Genomic DNA, 22,698 nt, shown 5'->3' with positions numbered 1-22,698 from the left:
TGCTGACAAAATCGGCAAAGTGATGTTTTTGGCAGCGGAATGCACCGTCATGGTGCGGGTATACCCCTAATGGGGCAGATCATAAACTGCTGTTTCGGTAATTAAATCCCCCTCTGTAATTAGGATTCCTTATTTTCAGACGCTTAGCGAACAATTCAGACCGCCTGGTAAAAGTGGCATTCATATTGCAAAACCTGTTCAACAACGACAGCCGGTTCCGGCACAGCATTTCGAACAGGGGGCAAAATGAACTTAAGACGACTGAAATACTTCGTAAAAATCGTCGATATCGGCAGCCTGACTCAAGCGGCAGAAGTGCTGCATATCGCGCAGCCTGCGCTGAGCCAGCAGGTGGCTACTCTGGAAGGCGAGATGGATCAGCAATTGTTGATCCGCACCAAACGCGGCGTCACGCCAACGGAAGCCGGTAAGATCCTGTATACCCATGCGCGCACCATTCTTCGCCAGTGTGAACAGGCGCAGCTGGCGGTGAATAACGTGGGCCAGACCCTGAGCGGGCACGTTTCTATCGGTCTGGCGCCGGGAACGGCCGCGTCCTCAATTACCATGCCGTTGCTGCAGGCCGTTCGCGCTGAGCTGCCTGAAGTGCTGGTATACCTGCATGAAAACAGCGGTTCCGTACTGAATGACAAACTGCTCAGCGGCCAGCTGGATATGGCGGTCCTTTACGATCGCTCCCCGGTCGCCGGCATCACCAGCCAGCCGCTGCTGAAAGAAGATCTCTACCTCGTGGGCACCCGCGACTGCCCGGGCCAGAGCGTCGATCTTGCCGCCGTGGCAGAGATGAACCTCTATCTGCCGCGCGACTACAGCGCCGTGCGCGTGCGCGTGGACGAAGCGTTCTCCCTGCGCCGCCTGACGGCCAAAATCATCGGCGAAATCGACTCGATCTCCACGCTGACCGCAGCTATTGCCAGCGGCATGGGGGTGACCGTTCTGCCAGAATCTGCAGCCCGCTCGCTGTGCAGTGCGGCAAACGGCTGGATGGCGCGGATCACCACGCCTTCCATGAGCCTGCCGCTGTCGCTGAACATGTCCGCACGCGGTTCGCTGTCGCCACAGGCGCAGGCGGTAAAAGAGATTTTGATGTCGCTGGTCAGCAAGCCATCGCTTGAGAACCGTGAACTCCAGCTCGTGAGCTGATATTCCATAAAAGAATAAGATGCTGGTTTTTATTATTTGTTCTGCAGCTCGGCTGACTCTAACAATAGAGCTATGTCAGATGCGCCGGAGTGAATCGTGAATTTCCAGCAACTTAAAATTATCCGTGAGGCGGCCAGGCGGGACTACAACCTGACCGAGGTCGCCAATATGCTTTATACCTCTCAGTCCGGCGTCAGCCGCCATATCCGCGAGCTGGAAGAGGAACTGGGCATAGAGATCTTTATCCGTCGCGGCAAGCGGCTGCTCGGCATGACGGAGCCGGGTAAGGCTTTGCTCACCATTGCAGAGCGGATCCTCAACGAGGCCAGCAACGTGCGTCGTCTGGCGGATCTCTTCACCAATGACGCCTCGGGCGTACTCACCATCGCCACCACCCACACCCAGGCGCGCTACAGCCTGCCGCCGGTGATTAAAGCGTTCCGCGAACTTTTCCCTGACGTCCGTCTGGAGCTTATCCAGGGCACGCCGCAGGAAATTGAAGTGCTGCTGCAAAACGGTGGGGCGGATATTGGCATCGCCAGCGAACGCCTGAGCAACGACCCGCTGCTGGTGGCGTTCCCCTGGTTCCGCTGGTACCACAGCTTATTACTTCCGGTCGATCATCCGCTGAATCAGGTCTCTCCCCTGACGCTGGAAGACGTTGCCAAATGGCCGTTGATCACATACCGCCAAGGGATCACCGGACGTTCACGCATTGATGAAGCCTTCAACCGCAAAGGGCTAACGCCGGACGTGGTGCTGAGCGCGCAGGATTCTGATGTGATTAAAACCTACGTCGAGCTGGGTCTGGGCATTGGCCTGGTGGCGGAACAGTCCAGCGGAGAACGCGAGGACGGGAACCTGGTACGTCTTGATACGCGTCATTTGTTTGACGCCAATACCGTATGGCTTGGCCTGAAGCGCGGGCAGCTGCAGCGCAACTATGTGTGGCGCTTTATCGAGTTGTGCAATGCCGGGCTGTCGGTGGATGAGATTAAACGCCAGGTGATGGAGCCGGAAGAAGTGGCGATTGATTATCAGATTTAAGTGTTGGCTTGCCCGGTGGCGAGTGCTTACCGGGCTCATCACTTAGCTGAAAGGGTATTTTCTGAAGACCGCCTGTGATTCGAATGATTCGGCAAACGCCTGAATCTCTCTAAAATCCGCTGCGTTAACAACGTGCGGGATCATCGACTGAATAAACGTCCAGACAACCGTGCTCGTGACGGCAACCTGATCGGGAGTTGCGGTCGCCGGACGCGTCTCCAGTAAGGCATTCCATTCCCTGCAGGCCGCCAGCAGCTGAATTGTAATGCGTTCGACCCATAAAGCGTGCTGCTTTTCCGCCGGACGCTGGTTGTGTTCATACACATTTTGCACCGCTTTTTCAGCGGCGGCGAGGATAAAGCCCAGCGTCTGAAGATCCTTTGTCAGCGCATCCGGCGCGACGGGCAGGAGTTTCCGCTCGGGGGCAGCCTGAGCCTCAAAATAATTCAGTATCAGCGAGGAGTCCATCAGCCGTATTCCGTTATCCAGAACCAGCGTCGGGGCTTTTACCGCGGGGTTGATCCGGGAGAACGCGTCGAAGGTGCTAAAGACTGACAGCGGCTGGCTTTCAAACTCAACGCCATAAAGCTCAAGGGAGATCGCCACGCGCCGTACATAAGGTGAATCCATCATGCCAACAAGCTTAATCATCGTTCCCGTTTTCCTGTCTCTGTGAAATAACGCGTCATTGAAGAGGATGACCAGACATTACAATACAATTTGCATGGCGAATATCTTCAGTATCTTACCGTAAAGGTTAGTATTACTGACATATGGTCAGGTTGCCGCTGTATATCCAGCGCAGATAAGGAAGTGCTTTCATGTCGGATTTTCCACCCATTGCCAGTTTGCGAAGCTTTGAAGCCGTCGCCCGTCTCGGCAGCGTGACGCTGGCGGCGAAAGAACTCCACGTAACCCATTCCGCTATCAGTCAGCAGATCAAAGTGCTGGAGGAGATGGTGGGCGTAAAGCTGTTTATCCGTCAGGGGCGAGGAGTGCAGATCAACGAAGAAGGGCGGCTCTATGCCTTACAGGTACGCGAGGCGTTGAACCATATTGCGGATGCCACCCGACTCGTACAGGTGAAGCCGAGAAAGCAGGAGCTGACGCTGGCGATGGTGCCGTCATTTGGATGCCACTGGTTATTACCGCGTCTGGCTCGTTTTCGGGCGAAATATCCGCTTATCACCCTGCGGATCCAGGCCAGCCTGACGGTCACCAGCCTGCTGCAGGAAGGGATAGACATCGCGATACGGATGGGGCAGGGGAACTGGGAAGGGAGTGAAAGCCATTACCTTTTTTCCGATGAGCTTATTGTGGTGGCCGCACCGGGCTTTAACGGGGGCGTGCTGCCCGCTACGCCAGCGGAGATTGCAAAGAGTCATATTATTTTCTCTATGGAGTCGTGGAAAACGTGGTGCATGAATGCGGGTCTTGAGAAAGAGATCGTGCCTGACGGTTTATGCATTAACGACTCCAATATCATTATCGAAGCCGTTCGACTCGGGAAAGGTATCGCGCTGGAGCGTCGCTCTCTGGTTCAGGATGCCATCACCCGAGGTGAACTGGTCCAGCTAACCTCCATCACCGCACCATATCCCTGGCCTTACTGGTTGGTAACGGCGCAGTCTACGGAGGTGAAGCCGGAGGTGACACTCTTTAAGGCATGGCTGGAGGAGGAAGTGGCGGCCTGGCGGCGAGTGCTGTGGAAAGTAACCAACCCTAATGAGCGAATCAGGGGCTGGGAGGGAGTGACTTATTATTGGAATTAGGGACATGCTGCTGCATCAATTCAACGATCCAATCAATAAAAACGCGCTGTCTGGCGTTGACATGGCGGTTCGGCGGAAACGCCAGGTACAGGGGCATTGGCTTAATCCGCCATTGTTCAAATAGCGGAATCAAGGAGCCACAAGCCTGATGTGCTGCCGCCATATAGGCGGGTAGCGCAATCACGCCTAACCCGGCTAATCCAGCTTCGAGGTAAGCATTGCCATCATCCACGGCAAGTACATAGTTACCCGTGATTTCAATATGTTCACTCTCACCATGCAGTACCAGAGAATCAACCTTACCGGTGCGTGAGGACAAGAATCCCACTATGCGATGGTCGGTGTTTTCCAGCTCTCGCGGGTGCGCAGGGGCGCCGAGGCGTTCCACATAACTAGGGGCGACGTAAACACCGATTTGCAAATCGCCGACATGGCGTGCGATCAGGGACTGGTCGTTGATTTCGCCACCGCGCAGGACGCAATCCACATTGTCACCGATCAGATCCACCACCCGGTCGCTCACGCCCATGTCGAACTGGATATCAGGGTAGCGTGCATGAAAAGCCGGTAGCGCGGGCACCAGAACAAAGCGGGCAAGAGGAGTGGGCACATCTATCCGCAGGCGTCCCCTGGGGGTCATCGTCGCACTGGACAGGCTGTTTTCAGCATCCTCCATGTCCGCCAGCAGGCGGATGACGCGCTCGTAGTAGACCGCGCCATCAGGAGTCACACCGAGCCTGCGGGTAGTGCGATGGAGCAGCCTGACGCGCAGGCGCGCTTCCAGCTGCTGAATAAGCTGCGTCACCGTGGTTTTGCTCATATGAAGCGTTTGGGCAGCCTTTGTGAAACTGCCTGCTTCCACCACGCGAGCAAAGGCGCGCATCGCATCGAAACGATCCATCCCTTGTCCTCTCTTTTCACCGATTGTTTGGATATTACAAACAATGATGGACAAAGTCGCTTGTTTATCCGTCCGATGTGGCGCCTGTAAAGTGTCTTTATATTCACCGGGCAGATTTCGCCCCATTGCAAAGGTACAGACATGACAACACGCGAAGCCGTTTTTCCCTTCGGACGCCAGGCGCTTTATGAGCGCAATCGGTATTCACCCGCCATTAAATCTAACGGCTTCCTGTTTGTTTCGGGGCAGGTGGGTAGCCGGGAGGATGGTTCGCCTGAAGAGGATCTCAACGCGCAGGTCCGGCTGGCATTCGAAAACCTTAATGCTGTTCTGACGGCTGCGGGCTGCACGTTCAGTGACGTGGTTGACGTGACCCTCTTTGTCGTCGATCCCGAGTCAAACCTCGACGCTATCTGGAGTATCCTGCCAGAATATTGGGGGGAAGCGCCTTACCCGACGTTGACGGGGATCGGCGTGACGTGGCTGTACGGATTCCAGTTTGAGATTAAGGTGATTGCCCGGCTGCCCACGAGTCATGATAAGACAGAGGTAAATTGATGAAAGCAGCGGTTTATGACGTGGAAGGCGCTCCCAGCGTCCTGCGATATATCGATGTCCCGGATCCGGTCGCAGGGCCTGACGATGTCCTGATTTCTGTCGAGGCTATCTCGATTGAAGGGGGAGATTTGATCAACCGCCGCTCAACTCCGCCGCCTGGCCCTTCATGGGTCGTCGGCTACGCGGCCGCGGGCACAGTGGTTGCTGTCGGATCGAAAGTCCGTAGCCGTAAGGTTGGAGACAGAGTGGCTGCTTTTAGCATGCAGGGATCGCATGCGGAACGTTGGGCTGTGCCGGCGGAACGTACCTGGCTTATACCGGATGGGGTGGATGCAGCAGACGCGGCGGTGGTACCGATCTCTTTTGGAACCGCGCATCATTGCCTTTTCACACGAGGGATGCTCCGGCATGGAGAAACCGTCCTAATTCAGGCAGCGGCGGGGGGCCTGGGGCTCGCCGCCGTTCAGCTTGCCTCACAGGCAGGCGCGACGGTCATCGCCGTGGCAAGCGGAACGCAGCGAATAAACCGGCTGCTGGAACTTGGCGCCGATCACGTCGTGGATCGTGCAAAGAATAACGTTGTGGACAGTGTCCGACAGTTCACCCATGGCACCGGTGTTAACCTCGTCATCGATCCGGTAGGGACGACGTTGCCAGCTTCGCTTTCTGCACTCGCTCCGGAAGGACGTCTCGTCTTCGTCGGTAATGCGGGCGGCGGTAGCCTGACCGTCGACCTGTGGCCGCCAATGCAGTCTAACCAGACGCTCATGGGGGTATTTATGGGGCCTCTTTTTGAAAGGCCTGGCGTTCGGACAAGCGTGGACGACATGTTGCAGGCTGTGGCTGCAGGGCACATCAGGGTTGTCATTGACCGTGTCTTCCCCCTGGCTAACGCCGCCGCGGCCCATGAATACGCTGAGACAGCGAAACCGCTTGGTCGTATCGTTATGAAGCCATGAACGGGGGACCTCATCATGACTTCGTAATTCTTCTGATGTGGGGGAGAAAAATAAAAAAGCCTGCTTCAAAAGCAGGCTTTTCAAATTTGTCTCATCAGACTGGGAGCATTCAATGAGTCTGTTATTCCAGCCGCAACCTCTCCCTAAGCTCCCTCACCAGCGATGCATCATCCAGCTCTGCACTGATCTCATGACGAATCGCATTAGTGAACTGTTTACTGCGCTCGCAGCTATGGTGATAACCATGAGATAGCCAGTTCCAACTCCCGAGAACAATGTAGCGGCCATCGATCATCATTACCTTTTCATGTGTCCCTTCCGTCAACCGGATAATATTCTCTTTTCCTAGTTGTTCGCGGTACTCGGCAACCAGAGTCTCATCATTATCTTCCGCACGATCCATGCACTGGTGATAGTAGCCGTAATAAACTTTAACCCTGACACCACGCCGCTGCGTGGCTACCAACTGCGCCAGCTCCGGCCTCTGATAATTCTTACCTCCTCGACGGATCCACGGAGCGATGATAACCAGCTCCTGTTCACACTGGCTGGCCAGAGCGCTAAATGCGGCAATATGTTCGCAGTCGCGATAATAACGCTGTAGACGGGGAGTCTGGCTTAGACTGGCAAAATTCGGATGCTGGCTACCCTGTTCAAGCAGGAAGCTTTCGGCAACGCTATCTGCAAGGACTTTCAGGTATCCACCTGCTTGCCGCAATCGATGATGGTTACCTACGACGATAAATTGCTGCTTTGCGCGTGAAACCACGACATTCAGCATATTTGGTGCGTCGTTTTGAAAATTCGGATTATCAAGAGGATGAAAAATAACCGGACTATAAATGATGACCTCAAAGCCTACGCCCTGAAACTGATGCACTGTACCAATGCAGTTTTTCTGCCAGTGATTCATTCGTTGCGCAAGACGTTTAATCAACAATGACTTCTGATTGCTATAGGGAGTGACGATACCAACATCGGCAGTCAGATCGTAACCAGCTTCTTCCAGCTTATCCAGCAATAGCTCGATAGCATCAACTTCATCCAGATTAGTGTTAACCGTATCGCCTTTCTGGCCTTCTACGCTGTAGAACATCAAATGATGCCCGCCTGATTTCTCAAACGCGCTGGCAATACGGCTGGAAGGGGGGGCAGTTTCCACGCTGACGCCATGGTAGTTCGCCAGTCGGATGAAAAGGTCGGCAATAGGTTGCTGGCACCGGCGATGCTCATCGAGAATGATGCCATTACCCGTATCGTCTACCTTGCCGGAAAGCGTACCAGCAGCACGGTGCCAGCCCGTGACGCTTGCAGGTGAAACACGCTCATACAACGTATTGTTGCTGGCGAAATGACGCTCACGCAACTGTGTTTGCATGTTTTCTGACAGGTTTCTAATGGGTTCAATTTGCAGAGGATCGCCAACAATCATCGCTTTCTCACTGCGACTCAAAAGGGGCACAAGGGATTCAAGCGAAATCATGCCCGCTTCGTCGCACAGTGCCAGGTGCCATGGTTTATGCCCCTTGAGTTCATCGAGCTTACGATAACCAGCAACCTTCCACGCGGAAACCAGCGTGGTCGCCATTACCGGATATACAAGAGACAGTGCGCGATAGAAATCATCTAGCTTATCCAGCCAGCGATAGTAGCCCGCACTGCGACGCTTACTCATCAGGGCCCGCCAGTGGGTCAGCACCTCTTCAAGCTCAATTTTCCGTTTCAGTTGTTCCTGCCAGAGGTAACCGATAGCGGCTTCGAACATTTCCCGGTGTTGCCTGATAAAGCGTTTACGCAAAATGTCGCACCAGTTACCTTCCGGATAACGCTGTTGATACTGTGCCGTTAGCTGTTGCGCCCGGATAACCTGACGCCATTGTGCCTGCAATTCTTCTACTTCAGTATTAAGAATCAGCAGGTCAACTTCCTGTTGAGCTTCGGGTTCCGCATGCAGGAGCAGCGCCAGTAGCGCCAGGCTATCTACCTGCTGTGAAAGCATTTCCCCAGCATCAGCCAGAGCAGCCAGCTGACGATGGGGAAGGGAAGAAAGCCTGAATTTGAGAAAGTCCTCCGGTGCAGCCAGGCTCATCTGTTGCAACCTTGCTGGATATTTCCTCTCGAAAAAACGAGCCAGATAACGCTTTATCCCTCTACGCGGGTAGTCGCGGTAATGCAGCTCCAGGGCTGGGCGTAGCGGTGAATCCATCCAGCTAAGTATCTGCTCCAGACTATGCTGCTGCGGCCATGTCGCCTGCAACGTCTGGTAAATTCTGCTGGCCTGTAGACGCTGCGTTTTTATCTCCCTAATTTCCTGCAGGCGCTGTTCTAACTGACAGGCTAAGGTATCCAGGTCGTCGGGGTGATGAAGCGAAACATCAATGCCGAGTACCTGTGCATGAGCGGCGAGCGAGGGAATTTTTTCCATGAAACGAGCTGGTAGCTCTTTTGCTAGTTGGGTGTCCAGACCACAATCCACAACAGATTGTATCGCGACTGCCTTTTCATTCAGATACGCCCGGTAACAAGCGTTCATCTCGTCACGATGCTTGAGTAAAACCGCTAAAAAATCGTGCTGCTGCTGTTGGTCATAGCTTTCCTGTCGCCAACGACCAATCAGTTTCTCAAGCCGGGTAAGCTCATGCTGAACCTGTTCGTTCGAGCCGCTATGAAACCATAACCAGTCTAGATCCTCAGTTGCAGGGTCACTGCGCAGATCGTCAATGATATTCTCCACCGCTTTTATTGCCGTGGACGTGACCAGCATGCCGAAATTCTGGTCCTTTCCATCAGCAATCGCCAGTGCTCTGGCAACCAGTTGTTGTGCGATGAGTGACTTGAATAGCGTGGTTTTACCCGTACCAGGCGCACCTTGTACAGCAACCAGGCGCTCATCCTGATTAATCGCCTGTATTGCCGCCATCTGCCCATGGCCCAGAGGATATTGTGTTTCAAACAAACCGCCAGTCACCACTTCGTGAATATGTGGGGCCTTCTCGTCACTATGGATATGGCTGAGATACTGCTCCAGTAACGGGAAATCACCAACTGCGTTATTACACAGCCAGGTGAAATCTTCCGCATCACGCTTGAGGTTGTAATCCTCATTATGCAGCGGAGCCACCAGGGCATTAAACGCAGTTTCCAGCCCCTGATATTTACTGTTTGATTGCTGAGTGACCCATTTCTGAAGAGCCTTAAACGCCTCAAGGAACGTGTCATATTTACATCCCGTGAGCGCGCTAACGATACTCATCATATGACGATTTTCACCGAGCTCATCCAGCTGAATACCAAACATTTCGCGAAAAGCGAAGGGGAATGCGCTAACAAGTTGTCCATCTTTGACGGGGACTAGCAGGGTGTTTTCGTTCTGTTCAAAAAATGATTTGGGGAGGGGGAAAGAGAACAGCGGAAGGTATTTTACATTGGCCTTACCTCGCTCGTTTTCGATACAGCGCAGTACCGGAAAAAGCAGGTTAACAGGCTCAATATGGGTAATTCTACCCTTTTCGTCATATTCGACGAAACGCTGGCGCCAGTGGTTGCGCATTTCAGGCGTAACATGGAGTATTACCCCGCTCTGGTTTTCTTCACAGTTATTTATACCGAGCATGAGTTGTTGGTGCTCATGCACCTTGCTGGCCGGTATTTTACTCTTTTCTGCGCCACTGAATTTCACATAATCATGCCACGCAGAAAGGATATCCTTAGACGAGTGTTGCATCATGCTAAAAGAGCCTTAACCTGAGTATCTCCCTGAAATTAATGGTTAGAGAATAACACAGAGGCAGATATTTTAACCCTACCAAAGGGGGCATCTTTGTATGGAAATACAATATGAGTAACAGCGGCTAATATGTTTTCCAGTTTTACTGAGAGGAATTAGCGTTCAAACAACTGGAACGCATTCTTATGGTGCTGCAAATGAAGGGCCTGCCTGACGAGAAGCTATCTTGAGCTAGCGTGGGAATAATGAAAAGCAAAAAGCCTGCTTTAAAAGCAGGCTTTTCAAATTTGGCTCCTCTGACTGGACTCGAACCAGTGACATACGGATTAACAGTCCGCCGTTCTACCGACTGAACTACAGAGGAATCGTGTGAACGAGGCGCATAGTAGCGACCTCGGTACGCCTTGTCAAAGGGTGAAAACGCACTTTTCGTTCGTTTGCCGACAATTTCAGCAAATCGCTGATTTTATAGTAAATTTGCTTCGAAATTACACAACAAAATGCGCCGCCCGCAGGCGGCGCGCTGGATCAGAACAGTACCGAGTAGTTCAGACCAAAGGTACGTCCACGGCCTTTGTAGGTGTACAGACCCGGTGCGCCGTAGGTTGGGCTATACAGCCCCGGCGCGCGCTGGCCCCAGGCGGTGGTGTAGTCTTTGTCCAGCAGGTTTTCCACGCTGAAGCTGACTTTACCCACCGGCAGGGCGTAGCTGCCCAGGAAGTCGACCGTGTTATAGCCATCGATCTTCTTGCCGTCGGAGTCTGACACGTCAAAGGTCTGCGTGCTCTGCACGCGCAGGGTCCAGTCGCCCGGCGCCCAGTTGACCCACGCGCTGGCTTTCGACGGGCTGGCGCTGTCGACCGTCAGCTTCTCCCATTTCCCGTTTTCGCGGGTTTCAGACTTGATGGCATTAAAGTTCGCCCCGGTGCTCCAGTCGCTGTCGGTGAAGAAATAGTCCACCTGACCTTCCACCCCGTAGATACGACGCTTGTCGTCTTCCAGGTTGATGGTCATGTCCGTCTTGTTGATGGTGATGGTTTTATCCGAGAGCGAGTAATACGCCGCAACCTGCGTGCGCAGGTTATCCCCGGTGTAGCGCCAGCCCAGCTCATAAGCGTTGACCTTGATACCGTCCAGCTTCGAGTCGTTCACGTTGACGCTGTTCAGCAGGCGATAGTGACCGTTGCTGAGCTGATAGGTCCCGGAGCCGTAGTACTTCGCCAGGTCCGGAATTTCGAAGCCCTGGGAGAAGTTAAACCATACCTGCTGCTGTTCGGTCAGGCGACCGAGGATCCCGGCGTTAAACAGGAAGTTGTTGTAATCGGTTTTCCCGCCCGGCACCGCGTCGGCGGAGGTCGCTTTCCCGGTGGCGATGGCCTGCTGCTGGGTGTAACCGACAAAGTCGTCCACCTTGTTCTCGGTGTACTGGTAGCGCACGCCGCCGCTCAGGGTGATGGCGTCAATATCGTAGCTGGCCTGCAGGAACGGGGCGAGGTTGGTGATGCTGTAGCCCGGGTAGCGGCCCACGTTGTAGGCGTTATCCAGCTCCATGCCGCCGCTCGCCGCGGCTTTGCTCAGGTTAAAGAACTGCTGGTTGGCGTCGAAGGTTTCGTGGTCGGCATCCATACCCCAGGTCAGCGTTAAATCGTCCACGGGCTTGCTGTTTAGCGTCAGCTTGCCGCCGTAGAAATCTGTTTTCTGCTGCGACGCGCCGATGCTGCTCACTACGCCTTTGGTCAGGGTCGGAAACGGATAGTAGGTCAGGCTCTCGTCGCGATAGTAAATCTGCGCGACCAGATCCTGGCCCCAGAAGTCGGTGTTGGAATACTGCAGGTTAATCAGATGGCGCTCGGTACCCGGCACGCGGTCAGAATCGAGGTTACCTTTGTTGTAGGCGGTCGCATCCCCCGTTACCGCCGAGAAGTTCTTCCCGAGATACAGCCCATGCTTGCCGTCGGACTCGCTCTTGTAGTACTGGGTCGTCAGCTGCAGCTGCTGGTGCTCGTCAATATTGATGGTGCCTGTTCCCATCACATCAATACGGTCGGAATACTGGAGGCCGGTCTGGGTGTTATCAATGATTACCTCGTCGCCGTTGCCGTCATACCAGCCGCCGTAGCGCTGATACGACACCGACAGACGACCGGAAGCGTTATCGTTGCCGCCGCTGACCGCTGCCGACACGTTCTCATCGTGGTCGTTGTGGCTGTTAAATCCGCTCTTTGTCCCGGTCTGGAACTCAACTTCGGTTTCCGGCTGGCCTTTTTTGGTGACGATGTTCACCAGGCCGCCGGTGCTGCCGCCGCCGTAGAGTGAGGTGGCACCGGAGATGACTTCGATACGGTCAATGTTGAACGGATCGATAGAGTCGAGCTGGCGGCTGTCGCTGCGGGACGAGTTCAGGCGCACGCCGTCCACCATCACCATCATGGAGCGGCCGCGCAGGTTCATGCCGTAGTTGGTACGTCCCTGGCTGCTGACGTCCATGCCCGGGATCAGCTGCGCCAGCACTTCTTTAATCTCTTTCCCGCCCTGAACCTGCTGCTCAATTTCAGCCCGCTCAATGACCCAGGTGGTCTGCGCCATCTCCGCCACGCTGCGGTGCGCGCGGCTGGCGGAGACAACGATATTTTCTTCCTTTTGTTCTTCCGCCCACGCAGAGGTAGAAAGCATTGCAAGCAAACAAGGATTTAAAACCCAAAGATGAGAACGTTTCATGGTTATATTGACCCTGATTGTGTGTGTCAGTACTCGGTGGTTTTTGCTAATGATTTAAAAACCTGACTGTTCTCCGGGCTGGTGGTGCTTCGCCAGTGGATAACGCCAGGGGTGGTAGCCAGCTCAAACGGCTCGTCGGCATGCGCGCGATTCAGAATGCGCGCCGCGCGCCAGGCCATCAGGCTGAGCTGGGGTTCGGCAATGCCGAGACGGTGCATCCCGGCATTCACGGCGAACAGGCGGTTGCTCTGCGGACCGTCCCATTCGAGGGTGAAATCGTTGTTGATGCAGAAGGCTTCGTCCGTATCCAGATGCAGGCGGTGAGACAGCGGCGCCAGGAACGCAGGCTGCACGGCGCGATAGCCGGTGGCAAAGATCGTCACGTCGCTCTCCAGCTGCTCGCGGCCGCCGTCAAGGTGATGCTGTATGCTCAGGCGCTGGCCGTTTTCCAGGCGCGTCAGGGCTGTCACCGAGCGGGACGGCATCAGGTGCGCCCAGGGTTTTTCACGCAGCACTTCGAAGCGGTGGTACATGGCGCGGTAAATCGCCAGCAGGGACTCGGTGGTGATGCCGTCGGAGGTCATTTTCTGCTCGTGCAGCATCTGACGACGGGCCTCTTCCCCCAGCGTGGAGAAGCTGTCCACGTACTCCGGCGTGAAATACTCGTTAGCAAAGGCGGCTTCATCCAGCGCGTTGTAGTTGTTGCGGCGCGATACCCAGTTCAGGCTCAGCGGCTGGCCCCATTCGCCGCGGAAGATATTCAAAAACAGGTCGGCGCCGCTCTGGCCGCCGCCGACGACGGTGACGCGCTTGCCCGCAAGATCCGGCGTGCGCAGCATCATCTCGCTGGCGTGGAAGCAGGTGTCGTCCTGCAGGGTGACGCAGTCAGGCAGGTTGATCTGTTTGCCAATCCCCACGCAGACGTGGCGCGCCAGGAAGCGGTCGCGCTGGGTCGCCACCTCAAACAGGCCGCTTTTTTCATCAAAGCTCACCTGCTGCACCTGCTGGCTAAAGGACAGGTTGGTAAGGTTTTCCGCCGCCCAGCAGAGGTAGTCCGCAAACTCCTCGCGGGAGACGGTGCGCTGCTCGGTGGTCAGAAAGCGGTAGAACTTTTTGCGCTGCACCAGGTAGTTCAGGAAGCTGTGACGGTTGGTGGGCTCCACGGCGCTGACCAGATCCTTCAGGAAGCTGGTCTGCATGTGGCAGTCCGGCACCATCATGCCGGGGTGCCAGGAGAAGTGCGGCTTGCGCTCAAGGAACAGCGAGCTAAAGCCGTCCAGCCCTTCCGCCAGCGCGGCGATGCTGAGGTTAAACGGGCCAATACCAATGCCGATGAAATCATAGGTTTTCATTGCGCTGACTCCCGGGAGGCCAGAAAAAGAGGGTTATCAAGGTCGGTGACGTAGTTCGGCAGCATGCGGCTGCCGCCGTCGTGTTCGGAGAAGGTCAGTTTGACCGGGTTAAGGATCACGCGAATAATCTGCGGCTTAAACAGGTCGAACTTCGCGAAGCGCTCAGCAAGCTCGGGGTGCGCGGCCATATAGCGGTGCAGCACTCCGGCGAGGATCTGATAGAAACGCGTTTCGCTGACGCCGCTTTGCAGGGTGAGGCGTGAGATAAAACGCAGCACCGTCACAAAGTTGCCGGTTTGCAGGTCGTGAATAATGTAATCCGCGCTCAGGCGCGCCGTGACGGCCTTCACCTGCTCCGGCAGGCTCTGCGCCTGCGGGAAATCCTCATCCACCAGGCGCATATCGCCCTGGAAATCTTTCAGCAGGATGCGCTGCGGGACGTAGTCCTTCATCACCAGCGTCACGTTCTGGCCGTGGGCGATCAGCGCCACGCCGTAGCGGCATAGCAGGTGATAGAACGGGATGACCGATGCCTCAAACAGTTTTTCCAGCCATGCGTCGGCGCTTAACCCGGAACGGCTGATCCACGCGTCGATCAGCGCACACCCGTCGTTATCGGTTTCCATCAGCGCCGCCAGCAGCACCGCCTGTTCGCCGTCCTGCAGATAGCAGGACGGGTTCTCGCGCCAGATCACCCCCAGCATCTCCTGGTAGCGGTAGGGCGCTTTCGGCAGCGCCGCATAGCCCGGATGCGACAGGTATCCGGCGGCGGGTTCGCCAAGCACCTGCGCGCCAGAGCGGACAAGCGTGGCGTCGCTGGCGAACTGCTGCTGTAGCCAGCGCGAGGCCAGCGGTCCGGCGGCAATGTACTTGCCCGGAATGCCGCGATAGCAGGATGTGTTGTAGATGGTCAGCGGGAGCTTGATGTCAAACGGCGCGCGACGGCTGGCGTTGGTGAGCGTGCGCAGAGACTGCTGCGCCAGGTACTCATCGCCAAACTCGCCCAGCTCAACCATCTCACCGCGCGCCAGCTGCGCCAGGAAATGAATGGCGATCTTCTGCTGCCACTGCCACGGGTGCAGCGGCACGGGCAGCCAGCTGTCGTCGAGACCCAGCGCCTGCCAGCGGGCGTCAAAGCGGGCGCGCTCGGCCTCGTCCATGGCGCTAGCCAGCAGGGTGCTGATATCGCAATCGCCGTCGCTGCTCCAGACCAGATGCTTCCGCTGAACGGCAACCCAGTGCAGACGAAAACGTCCGCGATACTCAGGCGCGTACTGACGCAGCGCGTCCAGACCCCAGCCGCGGCGGCCTTTGTTGAAAATAAACTTCGGGTGACCGCGCATCAGGCACTGTAATTCGTCCGGGTCTAGGTGGATCAGCTCGTCCGCGTCCAGCGCTTCACGCGCCTGCAGCAGCTGCATGTCGCCGCGCAGCGTGGCGTAGAGATCTTCCATGTGCTCTGCCGTTTGCGCGTCGCTCATCTCCAGCACCGCAGCCAGCTGCAGCAGCGCGCTTTCCGCTTCGATGGCATCGCCGCTGGCGGTGGTCAGGCTGTCCGGGTCGATATGCAGCCAGCCCCAGATCCCGCGCGTGGCGCGAAACTGCCAGGACTCGTTGCCCATAGTGATGCGCCAGGCGTCAGACTCAAGCGGCTCGGCGCGCAGGGTGCGTTCATACTCCAGCTCGGCGAGGATCTTCGCCACCATCTCGCGGTTCACTTTTTCCCAGAGCGCGTTCACAGGCCCACCTCGCTGAAGAAGCGGTGACGCTGGCTCATGATGAGGCGCGAGCGTTTATGCGGGAAGTCGAACTCCTTCACCGTGTCGAAACCGGCGGAGGCCAGATGGCGGAACAGGCGCTGGTTGTCGAAGCGCGGCTCGGCGACGATGCGCGTGGTGCGCGGTTCATCGAGATACAGATAGTGGCTTAACCCGCGCAGCCAGCTGCGAATGTACTGCGCGCCGCGCCAGTTCTCTTCGCCCACCAGCATGTGCAGGCCGCGGTCAAACGGCTGCCAGCGGTAGTGGCGGCCAATGCGGTCTTCCGCGGCCCAGTAGAGCTCAAAATAGCCGAACGGCTGGTCGTCGAAGCAGCCGATAACCGGGTAACAGTAGGTCGAGTCAAGCTGACGACGCAGGTAGCTTTCCTGCTCGGCCTGCGGGCCCGCCATCTCCCAGAAGGCGTTCACGCGCGGGTTGTTCATCCAGCGGGTAAAGCGCTCGCCGTCCAGCGCCACGTCGGCGACGCGGAAGCTGAGGGTGCGCTTAATTTGCGGATCGTAACGGCGGTACACTTCGCCCTGCGGGCGGTGAGGGCGCAGCGGGAAGTACAGCTGACGGCTCTCGTCAAACTGCATGCCGCCGCTCGCCTGATGCCGTTCGCCTTTCAGCCACAGCGGCAACTGCCAGAAGGCGTCACGCGCCAGATAATCCCCATGGGACAGGCCAAACAGCGCCTGCGTCTGGGGTTCATCCTGCCAGTCCGCCCAGGGTAACGTAATGCCGGTCAGCGCGGGGGCGGCCACAAACAGCTGATCCAGGGCTTCCACCAGCCAGCCGTCCGGGATCCCCTTCAGACGCTCCAGCACCGCGCTGCCGTCGAGACCCAACGCCAGCGGCAGGGTGCGATCCGTGGCGGTGCAGTGAAAGCCGTAGCCGGAATGGACGATATTCGCGATAGCCATCACGCCTTCTCCTTGTAGAACGGGTTGCTAAAGTCGAAATAGATCACCGCCGGATCGGCGATGGTGTTTTCATTGCGATCGTGCAGGTAGCAGAAGAAGTTGCCTTTGCAGTTCCAGGTCGGGCTGTCTAGCACGTAGTCGAGGCAGCGGGTCTGCTTCGCCGTGCGGCGCAGTTCCGCCAGCGCGTCGCGCACCCGGGACATCAGGCTCTCCTCGCTGTCAAAACCGGCGGCAGCAAGGGCGGCGGTAACGGCAAGGGTAGAGTTCAGCAGCAGGTAGTAAGGGAAGTAGCGCAGCAGCTGGCTCTCGCCAAAGCGGTTTTCCACCTCCGTTTCGCCAGCCTCTTTCAGCCACGCGTCGGCGCTTTCGGTCCACGCGCTGCCCTGGCAGTCGCGATAGATCAGCCCGACCGGGAAATCCTGCTGCATCTCAACGAGGATATTTTGCTGGTGCGCCAGCAGGACCAGACCGTAGTCCGCTTCGGCGCTGAACAGCGGAAGCAATACGCGGTCGCAGTAGGCGTCCAGCCAGCAGCGGGCGGCCTGGGCGAGCGGTAAATCAAGACGCTGACTCAGACGGCGCACCGCCGCGGCGAGCAGGCTGTCACCGCCGTCCGGCGCGGCCTGCGTCAGGCTCACCAGCACGTTGGTCTGGGTGTCTGGCGTATCGAACAGCAGATTAACGCGCAGTGCCATCAGGCTCTCTTCCTGAATGACGCCGCTGTCATCGCGCAGTCCCGCCCAGCCGTCTTCCTGCATCACGCGCATGGTCGGGTAGCGCGCCTGTAAATCCTGCCAGCGTTCCGTTTTCGCAAGGCGCGCCAGGCGCATGCCGCGCTTAACTTCCTTCACCGACAGCGTGCGCACGGAGTTGGTCAGACGCACGCTAAGGGAGAACTTAATCATGTCGCTGTTGGTCTCGCTGTACAGCGAGCGTGACGAGCTGGTGGGCAGCCACTGTGCGCCCGCTTCACCCAGGTCCTGCAGTAAACCGTTTTCCGCCAGACGCTGGCACCAGTCCTGCTCCAGCAGATAGTCGGCCTGCCACGGATGCATCGGCAGCAGCCAGCGGGTGTCCGTGAAGTGGCCGAGCAGCTCGGGCGCGCTCTCGGCCGCGAAGCGCAGCAGACGCTCACGCAGGGAGACGTTCAGGCTGTCGCCGGCAACGAGCGTGCTCTCAACGGCAAACCAGCGCAGCGGGAAGCGGGAGGCGAAATCGGGCAGATAGCGACGCGCCTCGGTTTCGTTGAACGGCTCGTGCGACTTCGGTGCCGGGTGAAACGCATGGCCGACCAGCAGCGCCTGTTCCGCTTCGGCAAACGTCAGCGGCCTATCGCGCAGGGTTGCCCAGCCGTGGCGCAGATCGATCGCCTGCCAGGTGTGCACATGGCTTTCGAGAACGCGCTGCTTAAAACGCGCCAGCGTATTGGCATCCAGCGAGCCTTTTACGGACGGTTTTTCAAGAATTAAATCAACCAGTTGACCGAATGTGACGGCGTCACCGTTATCACTGTTGTTCTGAATAAGCGTTGCCGGGAAATGGTACTGATGATGCTGGGTAGGAGAGAAATAGCGTACCGGCACCCGAAGCGCCTGGGTTTGGGAAAGCGGGATATGAATCTCAGATAGCGCATCCGCAGCGGTAGCGGAGAGATAGCGCCAGTCCTTCGTTTCGCGCAACAGGGCGTTTAAAAAACACTGGGCTGCAACGTCTGTACCGGCGGCGCGGAGCAGAGCACGCATAGATGTACCTCATTCCATGATTGATAATGATTCTCGTTATGATATTCATTCTGTTTACAGTCGCAACCATTTTTGCAATATTTGTTTTCATAAACTTCATAATTTCCACACATTTATTGACACTATGTTCACATTCTCATGCGCACTGACTCTGAAATATTGACCGAAAACGTCACCTCAAAAGCTAACTGGCCCCTGGCGCTATCTGCGGGTTTACTGGGCATCGGTCAAAACGGCCTGCTGGTGATGCTCCCGCAGCTGGTCACCCAGACCGGGCTGTCGCTCTCGGTCTGGGCCGGACTGTTGATGTTTGGATCCATGCTCTTTTTACCGGCATCGCCCTGGTGGGGACGCCAGAGCGAGCGGCGGGGGTGTAAGGCCGTCATGGTGGCCTCACTGAGCGGCTATCTGGCCAGTTTTGTCGTGATGGCGCTGGTGGTCTGGGCGATGGCGGCCGGAAGGCTGGATACGGTCTGGGGGCTGGCGGGGCTTATTTTCTCGCGCCTGCTCTACGGACTGACGGTCTCGGGGCTGGTGCCTGCGGCCCAGACGTGGGCGATTCAGCGTGCGGGACTGGAGAAAAGAATGGCGGCACTGGCGACGATAAGCTCCGGCCTCAGCTGCGGGCGTTTGCTCGGCCCACCGCTGGCAGCGCTGATGCTCAGCGTTAATCCGGTGGCGCCGCTCTGGCTGATGGCGGTTGCGCCGCTTATCGCTCTGCTGCTGGTGCTTCGCGAAGTCGCGGACCCGCCGCTGCCGCCGGTAGCCCACCAGGCAACCCGCCTGCAGGCCTCCATGCTGCCGTTCCTGCTGCTGGCGCTGCTGCTGGCGGCGCTGGTGAGCCTGATGCAGATTGGCCTGTCACCGCATCTTAGCCCGTTGCTGGACGGTAACGCCCGGGAGATCAGCCATCATGTCGCGCTCCTGCTGAGCCTGGCCGCGCTGGCCACGCTCGCGGCGCAGTTTCTGGTGGTCCGCCCGCAGCATTTCACTCCGGTGACGTTGCTCTGCATCGCGGCGGTGCTGATGGTGGCCGGGCTTGGGCTGATGTCTGTCGCCGGTTTAGCGTTGTTCTACGTAGGGATTGTTATCACGTCACTCGGGGCGGCGATGGCCACGCCGGGCTACCAGCTGCTGCTGAACGACAGGCTGACCACCGGGAAAGGGGCGGGCGTCATCGCCACCAGCCACACGTTAGGTTACGGCGTCAGCGCGCTGCTGGTGCCTGTGGTGACGCGCTTTTACGGGGAGCAGGCTTTAATGGTAACCGCATGGGGAATGGCGGTGTTGTTTTTAGCCCTGAGCATAGGGGTACGGTCAACCGAGCGGACCCCTGTTGAAAAACCTTAATGGATCTGGCGGGAGGAATGTCCGCCAGACTCCTCATGTTGCCGCAGACGCTGCAGAGGATCCTGCTGATAAAACTGGCAGAAACGCTGCCACAGCGCCGGGAAGCGGGGCGCGAAAAGCTCGGGCGCGCTGAAGAAATACTCCGAGAGCACCGCGAAGCATTCGGCCGGGTCGGTTGCCGCATAGGCGTCAATGCTGGCCGCGCTTTCGCCGACCAGGTCTATTTCATCCTGGATGTTATCCATCGCCGCGTGCAGGTCGTGCTCCCAGCCCGCCACCTCGCGAAGCGGGATCAGCGGCACTCCGCTGGCGCGATCGCCGTTGCGGGTATCCAGCTTGTGCGCCACCTCATGGATAACCAGATTAAAACCGGACGCGTCGAACGAGTCCTGAATGTCGAGCCAGTTGAGGATTATCGGCCCTTGCTGCCAGCTTTGTCCGGATTGCACCACGCGCTGGTTATGCACCAGCCCGATGTCGTCCTGCCATTCGTCATCCACCACGAACGGCGCGGGATAGATAAGCACTTCGTGGAAACCGTCCAGCCACTCAATGCCGAGTGCAAGCACCGGCAGACAGAAAAGCAGGGCGATGCGGGCGTTTTTCAGGGGATCGAGTTCAAACCCCTGCAGTGGCACCAGGCGTTTTTGCTGCAAAAAACGATCCGCCAGTTGAACCAGTTTCGATTGTTCATCCGGGTTTAGATTAGCCAGAACAGGGATCGTCAGCGCGTCATCCCATGGCAGCGCCACATCCCGGCCAGCCTCATTCGTTTTCCAGGGCCACTTTATCATCGCTTTGCTCGCAAACTCGTCACTTGAACAAAAATGGGAAAGTCAGGTTCGGTTAAGATGCCAGAAAATCGCTCACTGCGACAAATCCAGCCTGAATAAACTATCATTTCGTACGTAGCGGTGGGTAGCGGTTTGCGGGCATCACCTTCATTTTGTGAAGTCTGTCGTGGCCTTTATCCGCAGGTGGGGTGAATTAATCAGTGCGGTATTGAAAAGATGAGCGATTTCAAAGGTAACAAGCAGGACCTGCCCAGTCGACTGTGTGTGCACTGCCAGCGGCCCATGACGTGGCGCAAGAAATGGGCGAAATGCTGGAATGAGGTTAAATACTGTTCTGAGCGTTGCCGCAGGAGCCACCGTTGACCGAGCTGCGTCTGATCCTGGGCGATCAGCTTAATCCGCATCACAGCTGGTTTGATACCTCCAGTCCGAACATCATTTACGTGATGCTGGAACTCCGGGCCGAAACCGCCTATGTGCTTCATCACGCCCAGAAAGTTATCGCTATCTTCGCCGCCATGCGCGCGTTTGCCTCTGCATTAAAGGAGAAGGGGCATCGGGTGAGGTATGTCCGACTTTCTGACAGCTCAAACCGCGGCGCGCTGGAAGACAATCTCAACGCGCTTGTCGCGCATTACGGCGCTGGCAGAGTGACATGGCAGGAGCCCGACGAATGGCGTCTTGATACGCAGCTGCAGGCGTGGGCGAAAACGGTCTCCGTTGAAACGGCCTGCGTCAGCAGCGAGCATTTTTTCACCACTCGGGAACAGGTCAGCGCGTTCTTTGCGTCACGCAAAAGCTGGCGAATGGAGTACTTTTACCGGGAAATGCGTCGTCAGCACGGCGTACTGCTGACCTCAGCAGGCGAGCCGGAAGGGGGGAAATGGAATTTCGATGCTGAAAACCGCAAGCGCTGGTCCGGCGAGCCTCCCGCGCCGGTGGACGCGCGTCCCTGCCACGATCGTTCCGCCTTATGGGCTGAGATCCAACGCTGCGGCGTAAAGACCTTCGGCGAACCGCAGGCCGACAATTTTCGCTGGCCGCTCAACCGTGCGGAAGCCAAAGCCAGGCTGGATGATTTTATCGCGCACGTGCTCCCGCAGTTTGGAAACTGGCAGGACGCGATGCACGTGGAGAAACCTTTTCTTTTCCACTCGTTAATTTCATTTGCGCTGAACGCTAAAATGCTGAATCCGCGGGAAGTGGTCGCGGCCGCCCAGCAGGCGTGGCGTTCGGGCCACGCGCCGCTGCCTGCCGTTGAAGGGTTTATCCGACAAATTCTCGGCTGGCGGGAGTATGTGCGCGGGATCTACTGGTCGCAGATGCCGGGCTATCGGGAGCTGAATGCCTTAGACCAGCATGCCCCGCTGCCGGACTGGTTCTGGACGGGCAAGACGCAGATGCGCTGCCTGGCGCATGCCGTTGGGCAGTCGCTCACCGAGGCTTACGCCCACCATATCCAGCGCCTGATGGTCATTGGCAACTTTAGCCTGCTCAGCGGCCTGTCGCCGCAGGCGGTCCATGAATGGTATCTGGGAGTCTATATTGATGCCTTTGAGTGGGTGGAGCTGCCCAACACCCTCGGCATGAGCCAGTTTGGCGATGGCGGGTTACTGGCGAGTAAACCCTACGTGTCGAGCGCGTCATATATTCATAAGATGAGTAATTACTGTCAGGGGTGCCGGTATCAACACAACCAGCGTACCGGAGAGCAGGCCTGCCCCTTCAATGCCCTTTACTGGGACTTCTTTGCGCGCAATAAGGCGCGTCTCGGTAACAATCCCCGCCTGGGCATTGTCTTTAAACAGCTAGCGGACATGACGGAAGAGGATCGGCAGGCCATTGCAGACCGCGCCGGGTACGTCCGCCTGCATCTCAACGACCTCTGAGCGGTATTTCAACGCCTGGGCGGTTGCGGCAGGTCAATAAGA

At 57.1% G+C, this 22,698-nt stretch carries 17 protein-coding genes and 1 tRNA gene; 8 read left to right on the top strand and 10 right to left on the bottom strand.

Annotation, left to right across the window (positions count from 1 at the left end):
- The first annotated feature begins 246 nt into the window (after positions 1-246).
- Together nac and cbl are read left to right on the top strand one after the other, a co-directional pair.
- On the top strand, positions 247-1,164 hold the full coding sequence (gene nac, locus GXP72_RS14870; protein WP_024908060.1) for a nitrogen assimilation transcriptional regulator NAC: 918 nt from the start codon (positions 247-249) through the stop codon (positions 1,162-1,164).
- Between the two features lie 96 nt (positions 1,165-1,260).
- The gene (gene cbl / locus GXP72_RS14865) at positions 1,261-2,211 is read left to right on the top strand and encodes an HTH-type transcriptional regulator Cbl (RefSeq protein ID WP_023336219.1); all 951 of its coding nucleotides are present in this window, start codon (positions 1,261-1,263) and stop codon (positions 2,209-2,211) included.
- A 42-nt stretch (positions 2,212-2,253) separates the two neighbouring features.
- On the opposite strand, the gene GXP72_RS14860 is transcribed toward cbl, so the two are convergent.
- A complete protein-coding gene (locus GXP72_RS14860) occupies positions 2,254-2,862 on the bottom strand; it encodes a glutathione S-transferase family protein (protein WP_208763052.1) in 609 nt (202 codons plus the stop codon).
- 170 nt (positions 2,863-3,032) lie between these two features.
- Between GXP72_RS14860 and gcvA the strand changes: the two genes are divergently transcribed.
- Positions 3,033-3,983, top strand: coding sequence for a transcriptional regulator GcvA (gene gcvA / locus GXP72_RS14855; RefSeq protein WP_244319923.1), 951 nt, complete (start codon positions 3,033-3,035; stop codon positions 3,981-3,983).
- Here gcvA and GXP72_RS14850 read toward each other — a convergent pair.
- The gene (locus tag GXP72_RS14850; RefSeq protein ID WP_208763051.1) at positions 3,946-4,884 is read right to left on the bottom strand and encodes a LysR family transcriptional regulator; all 939 of its coding nucleotides are present in this window, start codon (positions 4,882-4,884) and stop codon (positions 3,946-3,948) included. The genes gcvA and GXP72_RS14850 overlap by 38 nt on opposite strands.
- Positions 4,885-5,025: 141 nt before the next feature.
- Between GXP72_RS14850 and GXP72_RS14845 the strand changes: the two genes are divergently transcribed.
- Together GXP72_RS14845 and GXP72_RS14840 are read left to right on the top strand one after the other, a co-directional pair.
- Positions 5,026-5,442 carry a RidA family protein gene (locus GXP72_RS14845; RefSeq protein WP_090419673.1) on the top strand — a complete coding sequence of 139 codons (417 nt, stop codon included), beginning with the start codon at positions 5,026-5,028 and terminating at the stop codon, positions 5,440-5,442.
- Positions 5,442-6,401: a zinc-binding alcohol dehydrogenase family protein gene (locus tag GXP72_RS14840; RefSeq protein WP_090419675.1), complete on the top strand. Its 960-nt coding sequence runs from the start codon at positions 5,442-5,444 to the stop codon at positions 6,399-6,401. Before GXP72_RS14845 ends, GXP72_RS14840 begins: the two co-directional genes overlap by 1 nt.
- Positions 6,402-6,522: 121 nt before the next feature.
- Here the strand turns inward: GXP72_RS14840 and GXP72_RS14835 are convergent, their stop codons facing one another.
- The 7 genes from GXP72_RS14835 to GXP72_RS14805 form a co-directional block, all read right to left on the bottom strand.
- Positions 6,523-10,128: an AAA domain-containing protein gene (locus GXP72_RS14835; RefSeq protein ID WP_244319922.1), complete on the bottom strand. Its 3,606-nt coding sequence runs from the start codon at positions 10,126-10,128 to the stop codon at positions 6,523-6,525.
- A gap of 288 nt (positions 10,129-10,416) precedes the next feature.
- Positions 10,417-10,492: transfer RNA gene (locus GXP72_RS14830), tRNA-Asn, on the bottom strand.
- A 164-nt stretch (positions 10,493-10,656) separates the two neighbouring features.
- Positions 10,657-12,846, bottom strand: a complete 2,190-nt coding sequence (locus GXP72_RS14825; RefSeq protein WP_208763050.1) for a TonB-dependent siderophore receptor — start codon at positions 12,844-12,846, stop codon at positions 10,657-10,659.
- Positions 12,847-12,872: 26 nt separating this feature from the next.
- A complete protein-coding gene (locus tag GXP72_RS14820; RefSeq protein WP_208763049.1) occupies positions 12,873-14,198 on the bottom strand; it encodes a SidA/IucD/PvdA family monooxygenase in 1,326 nt (441 codons plus the stop codon).
- The gene (gene iucC, locus GXP72_RS14815; protein WP_280115397.1) at positions 14,195-15,937 is read right to left on the bottom strand and encodes an aerobactin synthase IucC; all 1,743 of its coding nucleotides are present in this window, start codon (positions 15,935-15,937) and stop codon (positions 14,195-14,197) included. Before iucC ends, GXP72_RS14820 begins: the two co-directional genes overlap by 4 nt.
- A complete protein-coding gene (locus GXP72_RS14810; protein WP_208763048.1) occupies positions 15,934-16,881 on the bottom strand; it encodes a GNAT family N-acetyltransferase in 948 nt (315 codons plus the stop codon). Before GXP72_RS14810 ends, iucC begins: the two co-directional genes overlap by 4 nt.
- A complete protein-coding gene (locus GXP72_RS14805) occupies positions 16,881-18,623 on the bottom strand; it encodes an IucA/IucC family protein (RefSeq protein ID WP_208763047.1) in 1,743 nt (580 codons plus the stop codon). Before GXP72_RS14805 ends, GXP72_RS14810 begins: the two co-directional genes overlap by 1 nt.
- A 138-nt stretch (positions 18,624-18,761) precedes the next feature.
- On the opposite strand from GXP72_RS14805, the gene GXP72_RS14800 reads away from it, so the two are divergent.
- Positions 18,762-19,973, top strand: coding sequence for an MFS transporter (locus GXP72_RS14800; protein WP_208763046.1), 1,212 nt, complete (start codon positions 18,762-18,764; stop codon positions 19,971-19,973).
- On the opposite strand, the gene mtfA is transcribed toward GXP72_RS14800, so the two are convergent.
- Complete coding sequence (mtfA, locus tag GXP72_RS14795; RefSeq protein WP_208763045.1) at positions 19,970-20,767, bottom strand: DgsA anti-repressor MtfA; 798 nt, start codon at positions 20,765-20,767, stop codon at positions 19,970-19,972. The two genes, GXP72_RS14800 and mtfA, sit on opposite strands and share 4 nt — an antisense overlap.
- A 216-nt stretch (positions 20,768-20,983) precedes the next feature.
- Here mtfA and GXP72_RS14790 point away from each other — a divergent pair, with 216 nt between their 5' ends.
- Positions 20,984-21,130 carry a DUF2256 domain-containing protein gene (locus GXP72_RS14790; RefSeq protein ID WP_071530926.1) on the top strand — a complete coding sequence of 49 codons (147 nt, stop codon included), beginning with the start codon at positions 20,984-20,986 and terminating at the stop codon, positions 21,128-21,130.
- Entirely contained in the window at positions 21,127-22,656 is a 1,530-nt protein-coding gene (locus tag GXP72_RS14785) for a cryptochrome/photolyase family protein (protein ID WP_208763044.1), read from the top strand. Before GXP72_RS14790 ends, GXP72_RS14785 begins: the two co-directional genes overlap by 4 nt.
- The last annotated feature ends 42 nt before the right edge of the window (positions 22,657-22,698 follow it).

Source organism: Enterobacter sp. SES19 (assembly GCF_011765665.1).
Classification (GTDB): Bacteria; Pseudomonadota; Gammaproteobacteria; order Enterobacterales; family Enterobacteriaceae; genus Enterobacter; species Enterobacter pseudoroggenkampii.
This window is presented reverse-complemented; position numbering and strand designations above follow the sequence as displayed.

What these genes read in the sequence shown, in the direction of transcription:
- nac (WP_024908060.1), top strand. Translation starts at nt 247, where the DNA reads ATGAACTTAAGACGACTGAAATACTTCGTAAAAATCGTCGATATCGGC.
- GXP72_RS14860 (WP_208763052.1), bottom strand. Translation starts at nt 2,862, where the DNA reads ATGATTAAGCTTGTTGGCATGATGGATTCACCTTATGTACGGCGCGTG.
- gcvA (WP_244319923.1), top strand. Translation starts at nt 3,033, where the DNA reads ATGTCGGATTTTCCACCCATTGCCAGTTTGCGAAGCTTTGAAGCCGTC.
- GXP72_RS14850 (WP_208763051.1), bottom strand. Translation starts at nt 4,884, where the DNA reads ATGGATCGTTTCGATGCGATGCGCGCCTTTGCTCGCGTGGTGGAAGCA.
- GXP72_RS14845 (WP_090419673.1), top strand. Translation starts at nt 5,026, where the DNA reads ATGACAACACGCGAAGCCGTTTTTCCCTTCGGACGCCAGGCGCTTTAT.
- GXP72_RS14840 (WP_090419675.1), top strand. Translation starts at nt 5,442, where the DNA reads ATGAAAGCAGCGGTTTATGACGTGGAAGGCGCTCCCAGCGTCCTGCGA.
- GXP72_RS14835 (WP_244319922.1), bottom strand. Translation starts at nt 10,128, where the DNA reads ATGATGCAACACTCGTCTAAGGATATCCTTTCTGCGTGGCATGATTAT.
- GXP72_RS14825 (WP_208763050.1), bottom strand. Translation starts at nt 12,846, where the DNA reads ATGAAACGTTCTCATCTTTGGGTTTTAAATCCTTGTTTGCTTGCAATG.
- GXP72_RS14820 (WP_208763049.1), bottom strand. Translation starts at nt 14,198, where the DNA reads ATGAAAACCTATGATTTCATCGGCATTGGTATTGGCCCGTTTAACCTC.
- GXP72_RS14810 (WP_208763048.1), bottom strand. Translation starts at nt 16,881, where the DNA reads ATGGCTATCGCGAATATCGTCCATTCCGGCTACGGCTTTCACTGCACC.
- GXP72_RS14805 (WP_208763047.1), bottom strand. Translation starts at nt 18,623, where the DNA reads ATGCGTGCTCTGCTCCGCGCCGCCGGTACAGACGTTGCAGCCCAGTGT.
- GXP72_RS14800 (WP_208763046.1), top strand. Translation starts at nt 18,762, where the DNA reads ATGCGCACTGACTCTGAAATATTGACCGAAAACGTCACCTCAAAAGCT.
- mtfA (WP_208763045.1), bottom strand. Translation starts at nt 20,767, where the DNA reads ATGATAAAGTGGCCCTGGAAAACGAATGAGGCTGGCCGGGATGTGGCG.
- GXP72_RS14790 (WP_071530926.1), top strand. Translation starts at nt 20,984, where the DNA reads ATGAGCGATTTCAAAGGTAACAAGCAGGACCTGCCCAGTCGACTGTGT.